The organism is Mycobacterium scrofulaceum (assembly GCF_001667885.1).
GTDB classification, from domain to species: Bacteria; Actinomycetota; Actinomycetes; order Mycobacteriales; family Mycobacteriaceae; genus Mycobacterium; species Mycobacterium scrofulaceum_C.
This window is the reverse complement of record NZ_LZJW01000151.1, coordinates 42,347-56,346: the sequence shown is the minus strand read 5'-3', so window position 1 is coordinate 56,346 and position 14,000 is coordinate 42,347. Positions and strand designations below refer to the sequence as shown.

14 protein-coding genes are annotated in these 14,000 nt (G+C 69.1%); 7 read left to right on the top strand and 7 right to left on the bottom strand.

Going from position 1 to position 14,000, the window contains the following annotated elements; genetic code table 11:
* The first annotated feature begins 11 nt into the window (after positions 1-11).
* Complete coding sequence (locus A5681_RS22145; RefSeq protein WP_067280488.1) at positions 12-752, top strand: beta-phosphoglucomutase family hydrolase; 741 nt, start codon at positions 12-14, stop codon at positions 750-752.
* The gene (locus A5681_RS22140) at positions 749-3,115 is read left to right on the top strand and encodes a glycoside hydrolase family 65 protein (RefSeq protein WP_067280486.1); all 2,367 of its coding nucleotides are present in this window, start codon (positions 749-751) and stop codon (positions 3,113-3,115) included. The genes A5681_RS22145 and A5681_RS22140 overlap by 4 nt, the downstream gene beginning before the upstream one ends.
* Positions 3,116-3,118: 3 nt before the next feature.
* On the opposite strand, the gene A5681_RS22135 is transcribed toward A5681_RS22140, so the two are convergent.
* Positions 3,119-3,685, bottom strand: a complete 567-nt coding sequence (locus tag A5681_RS22135; RefSeq protein ID WP_067280483.1) for a TetR/AcrR family transcriptional regulator — start codon at positions 3,683-3,685, stop codon at positions 3,119-3,121.
* Positions 3,686-3,746: 61 nt separating this feature from the next.
* Between A5681_RS22135 and A5681_RS22130 the strand changes: the two genes are divergently transcribed.
* Complete coding sequence (locus A5681_RS22130) at positions 3,747-4,640, top strand: TauD/TfdA dioxygenase family protein (protein ID WP_067280480.1); 894 nt, start codon at positions 3,747-3,749, stop codon at positions 4,638-4,640.
* A gap of 23 nt (positions 4,641-4,663) precedes the next feature.
* On the opposite strand, the gene A5681_RS22125 is transcribed toward A5681_RS22130, so the two are convergent.
* From A5681_RS22125 to guaB, 3 genes are all read right to left on the bottom strand, one after another.
* Positions 4,664-6,406, bottom strand: a complete 1,743-nt coding sequence (locus A5681_RS22125; RefSeq protein ID WP_067280477.1) for a GMC oxidoreductase — start codon at positions 6,404-6,406, stop codon at positions 4,664-4,666.
* 102 nt (positions 6,407-6,508) lie between these two features.
* On the bottom strand, positions 6,509-7,636 hold the full coding sequence (locus tag A5681_RS22120; protein ID WP_067280474.1) for a GuaB3 family IMP dehydrogenase-related protein: 1,128 nt from the start codon (positions 7,634-7,636) through the stop codon (positions 6,509-6,511).
* Positions 7,637-7,643: 7 nt separating this feature from the next.
* The gene (gene guaB / locus A5681_RS22115; RefSeq protein ID WP_067280472.1) at positions 7,644-9,242 is read right to left on the bottom strand and encodes an IMP dehydrogenase; all 1,599 of its coding nucleotides are present in this window, start codon (positions 9,240-9,242) and stop codon (positions 7,644-7,646) included.
* Between the two features lie 162 nt (positions 9,243-9,404).
* Here guaB and A5681_RS22110 point away from each other — a divergent pair, with 162 nt between their 5' ends.
* On the top strand, positions 9,405-9,815 hold the full coding sequence (locus tag A5681_RS22110) for a DUF5319 domain-containing protein (RefSeq protein ID WP_067280469.1): 411 nt from the start codon (positions 9,405-9,407) through the stop codon (positions 9,813-9,815).
* Here A5681_RS22110 and A5681_RS22105 read toward each other — a convergent pair.
* The 3 genes from A5681_RS22105 to A5681_RS22095 all read right to left on the bottom strand — a co-directional run bounded on the left by A5681_RS22105 (position 9,812) and on the right by A5681_RS22095 (position 12,044).
* Positions 9,812-10,573 (bottom strand): anti-sigma-D factor RsdA, encoded by a 762-nt coding sequence (locus tag A5681_RS22105; RefSeq protein WP_197498684.1) that lies wholly within the window; start codon positions 10,571-10,573, stop codon positions 9,812-9,814. The two genes, A5681_RS22110 and A5681_RS22105, sit on opposite strands and share 4 nt — an antisense overlap.
* Positions 10,560-11,135, bottom strand: coding sequence for a sigma-70 family RNA polymerase sigma factor (locus tag A5681_RS22100; protein WP_066945594.1), 576 nt, complete (start codon positions 11,133-11,135; stop codon positions 10,560-10,562). The genes A5681_RS22105 and A5681_RS22100 overlap by 14 nt, the downstream gene beginning before the upstream one ends.
* A 90-nt stretch (positions 11,136-11,225) precedes the next feature.
* On the bottom strand, positions 11,226-12,044 hold the full coding sequence (locus A5681_RS22095; RefSeq protein WP_067280462.1) for a hypothetical protein: 819 nt from the start codon (positions 12,042-12,044) through the stop codon (positions 11,226-11,228).
* Positions 12,045-12,398: 354 nt separating this feature from the next.
* On the opposite strand from A5681_RS22095, the gene A5681_RS22090 reads away from it, so the two are divergent.
* The 3 genes from A5681_RS22090 (at position 12,399) to A5681_RS22080 (ending at position 13,988) form a co-directional block, all read left to right on the top strand.
* Complete coding sequence (locus A5681_RS22090) at positions 12,399-12,707, top strand: WhiB family transcriptional regulator (RefSeq protein ID WP_046184677.1); 309 nt, start codon at positions 12,399-12,401, stop codon at positions 12,705-12,707.
* Between the two features lie 77 nt (positions 12,708-12,784).
* A complete protein-coding gene (locus A5681_RS22085) occupies positions 12,785-13,516 on the top strand; it encodes a superoxide dismutase family protein (RefSeq protein ID WP_067280458.1) in 732 nt (243 codons plus the stop codon).
* A gap of 64 nt (positions 13,517-13,580) precedes the next feature.
* Positions 13,581-13,988, top strand: a complete 408-nt coding sequence (locus A5681_RS22080; RefSeq protein WP_067280455.1) for a hydrogenase — start codon at positions 13,581-13,583, stop codon at positions 13,986-13,988.
* Positions 13,989-14,000: the final 12 nt, after the last annotated feature.

Here is a 14,000-nt window from a genome sequence, read left to right as displayed (position 1 = left end):
GAGGTCCGCCCGTGCTGGGTCTGCCCGAGAAGGTGCACGCCTGTCTGTTCGACCTCGACGGGGTGCTCACCGACACCGCGAGCGTGCACACCAAGGCCTGGAAGGCCATGTTCGACGACTACCTGTCGGAGCGGGCCAAGCGCACCGGGGATGAATTCGTCCCCTTCGACGCGGCCGCCGACTACCGCCAATACGTGGACGGCAAGAAGCGCGAGGACGGTGTCCGGTCGTTCCTGCAGAGCCGCGGGATCGAGCTACCCGACGGCAGCCCCGACGACCCGGCGGACGCCGAGACGGTGTACGGCCTGGGCAACCGCAAGAACGACATGTTCCAGAAGGTGCTACGCGAGGACGGCGTCGAGGTGTTCGAGGGCTCGCGGCGATACCTGGAGGCGGCCGCCGCGGCGGGACTGGGAATCGCCGTGGTGTCCTCGAGCGCCAACACCCGCGACGTCCTGGAGATCACCGGACTGGACCGGTTCATCCAGCAGCGGGTCGACGGCGTCACGCTGCGCGACGAACACATCGCCGGCAAGCCCGCGCCGGACTCCTACCTGCGGGGAGCCGAGCTGCTTGGCGTCGACGCCGACGCCGCAGCCGTGTTCGAGGACGCGATCTCCGGCGTGCAGGCCGGCCGCGCCGGTAACTTCGGCTACGTGGTGGGCGTCGACCGGGTTGGCCAGGCCGACGATCTGCGCCGCAACGGCGCCGACGTGGTGGTGACCGACCTCGCCGAGCTGCTGCCGTCATGATCACCGACGAATCGTTCCCGGTCGATCCATGGCACGTCAGCGAAACCCGGCTCGACCTGAACATCCTGGCCCAGTCGGAGTCGCTATTCACCTTGTCCAACGGGCACATCGGGCTGCGCGGCAACCTCGACGAGGGTGAGCCCTACGGCCTGCCCGGCACGTACCTGAACTCCTTCTACGAAATCCGGCCGCTGCCCTACGCGGAGGCCGGCTACGGCTACCCGGAGGCCGGCCAGACGATCGTCGACGTCACCAACGGCAAGATCATCCGCCTGCTGGTCGAGGACGAGCCGTTCGACGTTCGCTATGGCGAATTGATCTCGCACGAGCGGGTTCTCGACATGCGCGCCGGGACGATGACCCGCCGCGCGCACTGGCGCTCCCCCGCGGGCAAGGAGATCAAGCTGGTGTCCACCCGGCTGGTGTCCCTGGCCCAGCGCGGGGTCGCCGCCATCGAATACGTGGTGGAAGCGGTCGGCGACTTCGTCCGCGTGACGGTGCAGTCCGAACTGGTCACCAACGAGGACCAACCCCAGACCTCCGGCGACCCGCGGGTGTCGGCCATCCTGGAGAACCCGCTGGTGGCCGTCGACCACGAAAACACCGACACCGGCGCGCTTCTCATGCACCGCACCCGCAGCAGCGCGCTGATGATGTCGGCCGCGATGGATCATGAGATCGACGTGCCCGGTCGCGTCGAGTTCAGCACCGACGCCCGCGAGGATCTGGCGCGGACCACCGTGATCTGCGGGCTGCGGGCCGGACAGAAGCTGCGCATCGTCAAGTACCTCGCGTACGGGTGGTCGAGCATGCGGTCCCGCCCGGCGCTGCGCGACCAGGCCGCCGCCGCCATCCACAGCGCCCGCTACAGCGGGTGGCAGGGCCTGCTGGATTCGCAGCGCAAGTACCTGGACGACTTCTGGGACTGCGCCGACGTCGAGGTCGAGGGCGACCCCGAATCGCAGCAGGCGGTGCGGTTCGGGCTCTTCCACCTGTTGCAGGCCAGCGCGCGCGCCGAGCGTCGCGCGATCGCGGCGAAGGGGCTCACCGGGACCGGCTACGACGGCCACGCCTTCTGGGACACCGAGGGTTACGTGCTGCCGGTGCTCACCTACACCGCGCCGCATGCGGTCGCCGACGCGCTGCGGTGGCGGGCGTCGACGCTGGACCTCGCCAAGGAGCGGGCGGCCGAACTCGGCCTCGAGGGCGCCAGCTTTCCCTGGCGCACCATCCGGGGCCAGGAATGCTCGGCCTACTGGCCGGCCGGCACCGCCGCCTGGCACATCAACGCCGACATTGCCATGGCCTTCGAGCGCTACCGCATCGTCACCGGCGACGACGAGCTCGAAAAGCATTGCGGCCTCGAGGTTCTCGTGGAGACCGCCCGGCTGTGGGTCTCGCTCGGCCACCACGATCGGCACGGCGTCTGGCACCTCGACGGCGTCACCGGGCCCGACGAATACACCGCGATCGTGCGGGACAACGTCTTCACCAACCTGATGGCCGCGCACAATCTGCGCACCGCCGCCGAGGCCTGCAACCGCCATCCCGAGGCGGCCGAGGCCCTGGGGGTCACCACCGAGGAGACGGCGTCCTGGCGCGACGCGGCCGACGCCGCCAACATCCCCTACGACGCCGGCCTCGGGGTCCATCAGCAGTGCGAAGGGTTCACCACGCTGGCGGAGTGGGACTTCGACGAAAACCACTCCTACCCGTTGCTGTTGCATGACCCGTACGTGCGCCTGTATCCCGCACAGGTGATCAAGCAGGCCGACCTGGTGCTGGCGATGCAGTGGCAGAGCCACGCGTTCACCCCGGAACAGAAGGCCCGCAATGTCGACTACTACGAGCGGCGCATGGTGCGCGACTCGTCGCTGTCCGCCTGCACCCAGGCGGTGATGTGCGCCGAGGTCGGCCACCTGGAATTGGCGCACGACTATGCCTACGAGGCGGGGCTGATCGACCTGCGCGATCTGCACCACAACACCCGTGACGGCCTGCACATGGCCTCGCTGGCCGGCGCCTGGACCGCCCTGGTGGGCGGTTTCGGCGGGCTGCGCGACGATGAGGGCATCCTGTCGCTGGATCCCGCACTGCCCGACGGCATTTCGCGGTTGAGGTTTCGCCTTCGGTGGCGCGATTTCCGGGTCACGGTCGACGTCAACCATTCCGACGTCACCTACACGGTGCGCGATGGGCCGGACGGCCAGCTCACCATCCGGCATGCGGGTGAAGAGGTCACCCTGAGCAGCGATACACCGAAAACCATTGCGGTGCGGCCCCGCAAGCCTCTGCTGCCGCCACCGCAGCAGCCCCCGGGCCGCGAGCCGCTGCATCGCCGGGCGCTGACCCGGAAGAAGTGAGCGTCAGCCGGGATTGAGGATCCGGCCCACCTCGGCCCGCACGGCCTCGCGTATTTCGTCGTCCGTCAGGTTGTCGAGCCCGGTGGCCGTGCGCAGTATCGGCGCGAAGAGCCGCCAGCCGAATTGCAGCGCAAGGGCGTTGGCGACGGCGAGCCGCGCCTCGGTCTCGTTGTCGTGCAGCGGCAGCACCCATTCGAGGAACGCCGAGACGGTGGGAAAGCGCGTCTGCAACTGCCCGGCCGGATACCCGTCGAGCACGGTCCGGGCCATCACGCGCATCTGCCGGTCGAGGGCTCGGTCCAGCACGTCGGCGGGCGGCTCGGCGCTCAGCAGGGCACTCAGGTCGGCGCCCAGGTGATCGAGCACGGCGCCCACCAGTTTGTCCTTGGTGCCGAAATGGCGAAACACCAGTCCGTGGTTGACGTTGGATCGGGCGGCGATGTCGCGGATCGACGTGGCGGCCGGGCCGCGCTCGGCGAATAGGTCGGTGGCGGCCTCCAAGATCGCCGCCGCGACCTCGACACGCCCGGTGGGCACTTTCCCGCGGCCACTTGCGGGCGCTGTAGTCATGTGTCTACACTAGCCGATGTAGTCAGTTGACTACACACCTTTACGCGAGGACTGATGAAAAATGATTGGTCAGATAACCGTCACCAAGCTGGGCAGCCGCATCGGCGCGCGGGTCGACGGGGTGCGCCTCGGGGGCGACCTCGACCCGGCCGCGGTCGACAAGATCCACCAGGCGTTGTTGACCCACAAGGTCATCTTCTTCCGCCACCAGCACCACCTCGATGACGCGCAGCAGCTCGCGTTCGCCGGCCTGCTGGGCACGCCCGTCGGCCACCCGGCCGCCGAGATGCTCGCCGCCAAGAACGCGCCGGTCATCACGCCGATCAACTCCGAGTACGGGAAAGCGAACCGCTGGCACACCGACGTCACGTTCGTCGCCAACTACCCGGCAGCCTCGATCCTGCGCGCCGTCACCCTGCCCCGCTACGGCGGATCGACGCTGTGGACCAACACCGCGGCGGCGTATGAGGACCTGCCCGAGCCGCTCACCTGGCTCGTCGACGACCTGTGGGCCCTGCACACCAACCGCTATGACTACATCACCCCCGAGGCATTGACCGACACCCAGCGCGCGTTCCGGCAGGCCTTCGAGAAGCCGGACTTCCGGACCGAGCACCCGGTGGTGCGGGTGCACCCGGAGACCGGCGAGCGCACCCTGTTGCTCGGTAATTTCGTGCGCGGGTTCGTCGGCCTGGACAGCTACGAATCGAGCGTGCTCTTCGAGATGCTGCAACGGCGAATCACCATGCCGGAGAACACCATTCGGTGGAACTGGGCGCCGGGCGACGTTGCCATCTGGGACAACCGGGCCACCCAGCACCGGGCGGTCGACGACTACGACGACCAGCCCCGGCTGATGCACCGGGTCACGTTGATGGGCGACGTGCCCTTCAACATCCACCGGGAACGCAGCCGGGTGGTCAGCGGCGCCCCGATCGAGGCGATCGCCAGCTAGCCGCTACGCGGCGCTCGCGCTCGTCACGCGTCGGCGGCCGTGCGGACCGGGGTGATCGGCAACCAGCGCAACGCGCCCGGCGCCGTGGCCGGCACCACCGGGTGCTGCGGGGCGATCGGGTCCAGCCGGCGGTAGGCCTGGCCCTGCGGCGGGCGCTGATCGTTCTCGCCCTTGTTCGGCCACAGCGAGGCGGCCCGTTCGGCCTGCGCCGTGATGGACAGCGACGGGTTGACGCCCAGGTTCGCCGAGATCGCCGCACCGTCGACCACGAACAATGTCGGGTAGCCGTAGACCCGGTGGTAGGGATCGATGACCCCGTGCTCGGGGCTGTCGCCGATCGCCGCGCCGCCGAGGAAGTGCGCGGTCAGCGGAATGTTGAACAGCTCGCCCCAGGTGCCGCCCGCCACGCCGTCGACCTTTTCGGCGATGCGCCGGGTGACCTTGTTGCCGACGGGGTTCCAGGCCGGGTTCGGGTCCCCGTGCCCCTGCTTGCTGGTGTACCAGCGGATGCCCAGCTTCCCGCGCTTGGTGTAGGTGGTGATCGAGTTGTCCAGGTGCTGCATGACCAAGGCGATCAGGGTGCGTTCGCTCCACTGATGGACGTTGAGCATCCGCATCATGCGGCGCGGATCCTCGCGGGCCTGGTCCAGCAGCTGCTTCCAGCGCGGCACGTCGGTGCCCTCCGGGCCGGTGCCGTCGGTCATCAGCGTCTGCAGCAGGCCCATCGCGTTGGATCCCTTGCCGTAGCGGCAGGGTTCGACGTGGGTGTCCGACGTCGGGTGGATCGACGACGTGATGGCCACGCCGTGCGTCAGGTCCAGGTTCGGGTCGACCTCGAGCTTGCCCGCGCCGACGATGGACTCGGAGTTGGTGCGGGTCAGCACGCCGAGGCGCTCGGACAACCGCGGCAACTTGCCCCTGTCGCGCATCTTGAACAGCAGATGCTGGGTGCCCCAGGTGCCCGCCGCCAGGATCAGGTGCGTCGCGGTGAAGGTGCGCCGGTCCCGGCGCAGCCAGCTTCCGGTGCGCACGGTGCGGACCTCCCACAGCCCGTCCGGGCGCTGCTGGAAACCCTTGACGGTGGTCATCGGAATGACCTGCGCCCCAGCCGATTCGGCGAGGCCGAGGTAGTTCTTCAGCAGTGTGTTCTTGGCGCCGTAGCGACAGCCCGTCATGCAGCATCCGCACTCCAGGCAGCCGGTGCGCTCCGGTCCCGCGCCACCGAAATACGGGTCCGGCACGGTCTTGCCGGGCGTCTTGGTGCCGTCGGGGCCGAAGAACACCCCCACCGGGGTGGGCACGAAGGTGTCACCGCAGCCCATCTCGTCGGCTACCTCCTTCAGGACGCGGTCGGCGTCGGTGAAGGTCGGGTTCGTCACCACCCCGAGCATCCGTTTGGCCTGCTCGTAGTGCGGCATCAGCTCGTCGCGCCAGTCCGTGATGTGCGACCACTGCCGGTCGGCGAAGAACGGCTCCGGCGGCACATACAGCGTGTTGGCGTAGTTCAACGAGCCGCCGCCCACCCCGGCCCCGGCCAGGATCAGCACGTTCTTCAGGGGATGGATCCGCTGGATGCCGTAGCAACCCAGCCTGGGGGCCCAGAGGAACTTGCGCAGGTCCCATGACGTCTCGGCGAAGTCCTCGTCGGCGAAGCGCCGGCCCGCCTCCAGTACGCCTACGCGGTAGCCCTTTTCGGTCAGCCGCAGCGCGCTGACGCTGCCGCCGAACCCCGAACCGATGATCAGTACGTCGTAATCCGGCTTCATCGCACCAGTATGGCCTTACCGGTTGGTAATAAACCAGCGAGCCTCGGCCTCCAGCTACCTCCACCGACCGCCACGCCGCCGTGACGCTCGCGGAGGAAAACGTCAGCTCCCGACGGTCAGCCCGACCTTCTGGAACTCCTTGAGGTCGCAATAGCCGGCCTTGGCCATCGATCGGCGCAGGCCACCGACCAGGTTCAACGAGCCGAACGGGTCGTCGGACGGGCCGTTGAGCACCCGTTCCAGCGCCGGCCGCTCGCCGAGGGCGATCTGCAGCAACGCCCCGCGCGGCAACGACGGGTGCGCCGCCGCGGCAGGCCAGAACCAGCCCTCGCCCAGGGCCTCGGCGGCCTCGGCGAGCGGCGTGCCGAGCACCACCGCGTCCGCACCACAGGCGATCGCCTTGGCGAGCTCGCCGGAGGTGTGGATGTCACCGTCGGCCAGCACATGCACGTAGCGGCCACCGGTCTCGTCGAGGTATTCGCGCCGCGCGGCGGCGGCGTCGGCGATCGCGGTGGCCATCGGCACGCTGATGCCCAGCACCTCGTCGCTGGTGGTGACGCCGCGGGTGGAGCCGTAGCCGACGATGACGCCGGCGGCCCCGGTGCGCATCAGGTGCAGGGCGGTGCGGTGGTCGAGCACCCCGCCGGCCACCACCGGGATGTCGAGCTCGGAGATGAAGGTCTTCAGGTTCAGCGGCTCGCCGTCGCTGGCCACCCGCTCCGCGGAGACGATCGTGCCCTGGATGACCAGCAGGTCGATGCCGGCCTGCAGCAGCACCGGGGTCAGCGCCTGGGCGTTCTGCGGGCTGACCCGCACCGCCGTGGTCACCCCGGCCTCTCGGATGCGCGCGACCGCGGCGCCCAGCAGGTCGGGGTTCAGCGGCGCGGCGTGCAGTTCCTGCAGCAACCGGATCGACGCCGACGGTTCGGGCTCCTTGGTGGCCGCCTCGACGAGCTGGGCGATCTTGCCCTGCACGTCGGCGTGCCGGCCGATCAGGCCCTCGCCGTTGAGCACGCCCAGCCCGCCGAGGCGGCCGAGCTCGATGGCGAACTCCGGCGACACCAGCGCGTCGGTCGGGTGGGCCACCACCGGGATCTCGAAGCGGTACGCGTCCAGCTGCCAGGTCGTCGACACGTCCTGCGACGACCGGGTGCGCCGCGACGGCACGATGCTGACTTCGCTCAGTTCATAGGTGCGACGGGCGTTACGGCCCATCCCGATTTCCACCATGCCGGGCTCAGCGGGCGAAGTAGTTGGGCGCTTCGACGGTCATGGCGACGTCGTGCGGGTGGCTTTCGCGCAGCCCGGCCGAGGTGATCCGGACGAACTGCGCCTGCTGCAGCGCCTCGATGGTGGGCGAGCCGGTGTAGCCCATCGCGGCGCGCAGGCCGCCGGTGAGCTGGTGGATCACCGAGGACAGCGGGCCGCGGAACGGCACCCGGCCCTCGATTCCCTCCGGCACCAGCTTGTCCTCGCTCAACGCGTCGTCGGCGAAGTAGCGGTCCTTGGAGTACGACTTCCCCCCTCCAGCCCCTCCTCTACCTTGCATGGCGCCCAGCGACCCCATCCCGCGGTAGCTCTTGAACTGCTTGCCGTTGACGAAGATCAGCTCGCCGGGGGCCTCGGCGGTGCCGGCCAGCAGCGACCCCAGCATGGCGGTCGATGCGCCGGCGGCCAGCGCCTTGGCGATGTCGCCGGAATACTGCAGCCCGCCGTCGGCGATCACCGGCACGCCCGCGGGCCCGCAGGCCGCGACCGCCTCTAGGATCGCCGTGATTTGTGGCGCGCCGACCCCGGCGACCACGCGGGTGGTACAGATCGAGCCCGGCCCGACGCCGACCTTGACCGCGTCGGCACCCGCGTCGACCAGCGCCAGGGCCGCGGACCGGGTGGCCACGTTCCCGCCGATCACCTCGACCTTCTCGCCCACCTCCGCCTTGAGCTTGCCGACCATGTCGAGCACCAGCCGGTTGTGCGCGTGGGCGGTGTCGACGATCAGGACGTCCGCCCCGGCGTCGACCAGCATCATCGCGCGCACCCAGGCGTCGCCGCCGACGCCGCCCGCGGCGCCGACCAACAGCCGGCCGTCGCTGTCCTTGGTGGCCAGGGGGTGTTGCTCGGTCTTGACGAAGTCCTTGACGGTGATCAGCCCGGTGAGCCGGCCGTGGCCGTCGACGACGGGCAGTTTCTCGATCTTGTTGCGGCGCAACAGACCCAGCGCGGCGTCGGCGCTCACCCCCTCCTGGGCGGTGATCAGCGGCGCCTTGGTCATCACCTCGGCGACCTTGCGGGTCTGGTCGACCTCGAACCGCATGTCGCGGTTGGTGATGATGCCGACCAGCGACCCAGTGTCGTCGACCACCGGCAGCCCCGAGATCCGGAACCGGGCGCACAGCGCGTCGACCTGGGCCAGGGTGTTGTCCGGGCGGCAGGTCACCGGGTCGGTGACCATGCCCGCCTCCGACCGCTTCACCATCTCGACCTGGCCGGCCTGCTCGGCGACGGGCAGGTTGCGGTGCAACACACCCATGCCGCCGGCCCGGGCCATCGCGATGGCCATCCGCGACTCGGTGACGGTGTCCATGGCCGAGCTGACCAGCGGCACCTTGAGCCGGATCTTCTTGGTGAGCTGGCTGGACGTGTCCGCGGTGGCGGGAACCACATCGGAGGCCGCGGGCAGCAACAGGACGTCGTCAAAGGTGAGCCCGAGCATCGCGACCTTGTGCGGGTTGTCACCCCCGGTGGGCACCGCGTCGTCGACCAGCCCGCCAACGCGCACGTAGGGGCTGCCGACGAGGTCGGAGCTGTCTTCCAGGTGGGACATGCCACGGGTCATCGGCGGGGCCCTCCATACGATGCGGCGTGAGAACACCATCCTATCGGCACGCGCGCCCCTCGAGCCGCTGGCCGGGGCGCGCCGCGGGCGGCAAACGGCGCGGAAACGACGGGCCGCTTCCCTGCTGGCGTTATCCCGGCCGGGCTGCGTAGGCTAGTGTGCGTGCGCGATCACCTCCCACCGGGTTTGCCGCCCGATCCTTTCGCCGACGACCCCTGCGATCCGTCGGCTGCCTTGGAAGCCGTAGAACCGGGGCAACCCCTGGACGCCCAGGAGCGGATGGCGGTCGAGGCGGACCTGGCCGATCTGGCGGTTTATGAGGCCCTGTTGGCGCACAAGGGTATTCGCGGGCTCGTGGTGTGCTGCGACGAATGCCAGCAGGACCACTACCACGACTGGGACATGCTGCGGGCGAACCTGTTGCAGCTGCTGATCGACGGCACGGTACGCCCGCATGAGCCGGCCTACGACCCGGAACCGGACGCCTACGTCACGTGGGATTACTGCCGGGGATACGCCGACGCCTCGCTGAACGAGGCGACCTCCTCTGACGCCGACGGATACCGCCGCTAAGGACTGTTCGGCGTGGCCGCCGACGGGGACGTCTGGCCGTGATGCCGGTGCTTGCTCCACGACTGACTCGGTGACGGCGTCACCGACGGGCTCAGCGAAGCGTCGGACGGCGCCGGGGCCGCCGTCGGGACCGCGGTGGTCGGGGTGGACCAGGCCGACGGTGTGTTCGCCGGGGCGGGCAGCGTCGCATTCGGATTGCGCGATTGCACCTTGGCGTTCAACAGATTCAGTTGATTCGTCAGCTCTTGTTTGCTGGCCGGGTCTTCGATCGACTGGACCAAGCTGCTCACCTCGGTCAGCTGATTGCGGGCCTGGTCCCAGTCGCCCCGGTCGATCGATTCCTGCACCTTGGCCAGATCGGCCCGGGCGGACAGCAACGCCTGATGCTTCTCGTTGACCCGCGGCTGGTCGAAGAACATCGCGTGCAGCCCGTAGAGCGTGGTGCCGGGGCGGGCCTCGACCACCATGGCGCCGAAGCCGCTCAGCACCAACAGCGCCGCGGCGACCGACCCGATCGTCGCGAGGCCGCGGCGGCTGCGGCGGCGGTCGGCCAATCCGGTGCGCAGCGCCGTGACGGCCTCCTCGGCCGACACCAGCGCACTGGCCGGCGGCCAGCGCAGGTTGTCGCGCCAGTCCTCCAGCAGGGTGGCCATCGCGTCCGTGTCGGGGTCGCCGACGTGCACCGGCCGCCGCTCGGCGAGCGCGTCGAGGAGCAGATCGGTGCGGGCGAATTCGTCCAAAGATTCAGGCACAGTCACCTGCCGCGATCATCTCGGATTTGAGGCGGGACAGCGCACGGTGCTGGGCCACCCGGACGGCTCCCGTGGTGCTGCCCACGGCGGACGCGGTCTCCTCGGCGGACAGGCCGACGACGACACGCAAGATCAGGATCTCGCGCTGCTTGGCGGGCAGGATCTCGAGCAGTTCACTCATCCGGCTGACCGAATCGGCCTCGATGGCCCGCTGTTCCGGGCCGGCGTCCGAGGACCAACGCTCCGGGATCACTTCGGTGGGGTAGGACAGGTCGCGGCCGGCGGCGCGGTGGGCGTCGGCGACCTTGTGGGCCGCGATGCCGTACAGGAAAGCGAGAAAGGGGCGTCCCCGGTCCCGGTAACGCGGCAGCGCCGTGATAGTCGCCAAGCACACCTCCTGTGCCACGTCATCCGCTGACAGGCCACCCCGCTCGACTGTCCCGACCCGCGCGCGGCAATATCGCACGACAATCGGACGGATGGTCTCCAGCACCTCCCGTAGTGCGTTACTGTCCCCCGCCACGGCCTTGGCAACCACAGCGTCGAGACGATCCCCTTGAATTGTCATCGACGGCGGTATCTCCAACGTTACGAACCGGACACATCGCGGGCTAACCGGGCTAACTAACGAACTGACAATAACGGGCGCGGGGCCATTTCAAGCGGAACGCCACGTCGCACCGGCGCGCCGCACGTGGCCTGCGGAGACATCGCGAATTTCCCGCAGCTGTTGTGTCGGAAAAGTGACGCTTCCGAGATCAATCAGCAAGCACGCCAACGCCCACCGCAGCGGGACCAGCCCTAACGCCCCGGTCGCGTCCAGCGCCTCGTCGGCCACCGCGCGGGCACGCTCGACCGCCCCGGCGCTGCAGAGGGCGGCCGCCAGCACGACTTGGCTCTTCACCGCGTGCCGCACCGACGGGACGGTCATGGCGCCCGCGAGGTCCACCGCTTCGTTCGCATGGCGGACGGCGATTTCGCCGTCGCCCTGGGCCATCGCCAGCTCGGCGGCCACCCACCCTCGCCGCACCGGCAGCCGGTCGGGAACCGGCCCGGTGCCCAGCACGGAATCCGCGCGCCGCAACAACGTGGCCGCGACGGGAAAACGGCCGACGCCCAGCGCGTCGGCCGCCAGCCCGATGAGGGCGTCGCCGCACGACTCCGACTCCTCGCCCGCCAGCGCCAGGGCGCGACCGTCCCAGCCGCGCGCCAGAGCGTGCCAACCGAGTTGGCGCAGAAAGGATCCCTGCGTGCTGTGGGCCAGGGAGACCAGCCGCCCGGTGGCGGCGCTGCGCCGCAGCTCCGCCAGGTCCCGGTAGGCGCTGCCGTAGTGGCCCTGTCCGCCGGCGGCGACCGCGCGCAGCCACAATTCTTCCGGGGAGACCGCCGTCGGCAGCGGCCACGTACCGGGCCGGTCACCGAACGCGGCGGCCACTAACGTCCGGCCAATCACGAAAGTGTGACGAGTTTCAATCACGGCGATGGTAGTAAACAGTTTGTGCTATTCGCGTTACCGAACTGTTAATCACAACAGGCCCTGTACTTATCGTGGCCGACCCTCCCCCGCCCCGTGAACTGCGGAATCTCGTTTCGGTCAAGTGCCTGGTAGCACGGAGCATGTTTCGCCAATGGTTGACGTATGAACGCAGCGTTAATTCTTTTATAACCATTACATACTTTGCCGGGCTAAGTGGCTATTGACGCAAATTCGCCGTCAGCCCTAACGTCTACCCATGACGGGTAGTCATCGGTGACGCCGCTTCATTTCAGTTGCACAATCGCTTCGCGAACATGACCTTACTGGGCGTGCCGTGCAGAGAGGGAGACACCAATGCCACAGCCGGAGCAGCTACCTGGACCCAACGCCGACATCTGGAACTGGCAACTGCAGGGCTTGTGCCGCGGCGTTGACTCGTCGATGTTCTTCCATCCCGACGGTGAACGCGGCCGCGCCCGCATGCAGCGCGAGCAGCGTGCGAAAGAGATGTGCCGCCAGTGCCCGGTCATCCAGGAGTGCCGTTCGCACGCCCTGGAAGTCGGTGAGCCGTACGGGGTTTGGGGCGGCCTCTCGGAATCCGAGCGCGATCTGCTGCTGAAGGGCGACATCGGCCGCACGCGCGGCATCCGCCGCTCGGCCTAGGTCCCGGCACCGACGGGCTGGCCGCTCCGGCGGCCGGGCCTCGTTTCGATTGCGGCCAATCGGGGTAGGCCCGGCCCATGAACAAGGGCGTATCCTTCGCGGCCGTGGCGCTCGCCGCGACCATCGCACCGTTGGCAGCATGCGCGAACCAGCAGGGTGGCCAATCCGGCACATCGACGTCCTCCAGCGCGCCCCCAGGCACGGAGCGGATGACTACGCAGCTCAAAGGCACCGACGGAAGCCAGGTCGGCACCGCCACCATCGATTTCGCGAATGGATACGCGACCGTGACCGTGGAGGCCGGACCCAACCAGGTGCTGAGCCCGGGTTTCCATGCGCTGATGGTCCACGCGGTGGGCAAATGCGAGGGGGACTTCGAGTCCGCCGGAAGCGTGTACCAGGCACCCAACCACACCGGCTTTCCCGCGAGCGGCGACCTGACCGCGTTGCAGGTCCGCAATGACGGCTCGGCGAAACTGGTCACCACCACCAGCTTGCTCACCGCCTCGGACCTGAGGAACAGCTCGGGCACCGCGCTGATCGTCCACCAGAACGCGGACAATCTGAGCGGCGCTTCGACCGGCGACTCGGGCAAGCGGGTGGCCTGCGGTGTGCTTGCCGCGGCGTCGGCGACGACGACGTCGTCGACCTCGACGACGACCAGCGTCACGACGATCACGACGACGACCGAAGTGCCGCCCCCGTCCACCAGCACGAGCACCGTCACCGTGACCAGCAGCCCGGCGTACACGTCCACGCCGACCACGACCGTGACGACGCCGCCGAGCCTTCCGCCCGGAACCCGCTGACCCGCGTCGGCGCGGATGACGACAACGGCAGACGCGCGCCGTCCCGCGCCCCTAGGGTGCTGACATGCAGACGGTGCTGTTCACGCTCGGGCTGGTTCTCTTCCTGATCGGCCTGCTCACCGGGTTCGCCGTCGCGGCGCTGAAGAACCCGCGCATGGCGCTGTCGAGCCACCTCGAGGCCGTCCTCAACGGAATGTTCCTCGTGCTGATCGGGCTGCTCTGGCCCCACCTTCACCTGACCCACGCCTGGGGGGTAACGGCCGTCGCGCTGATTGTGTACGCCGCCTACGCGAACTGGCTCGCGACCCTGCTCGCGGCGGCGTGGGGCGCCGGGCGCAGGCTCGCGCCGATCGCGGCGGCCGACCACGAGGCCTCGGCGGCCAAGGAGTCAGTCGTCAGCTTCCTGCTGCTGTCACTGGCCGTGGCGGTCGTCGCGGGCGTGATCATCGTCATCGCCGGGCTGTACACGTGAAAGACTAAGGGC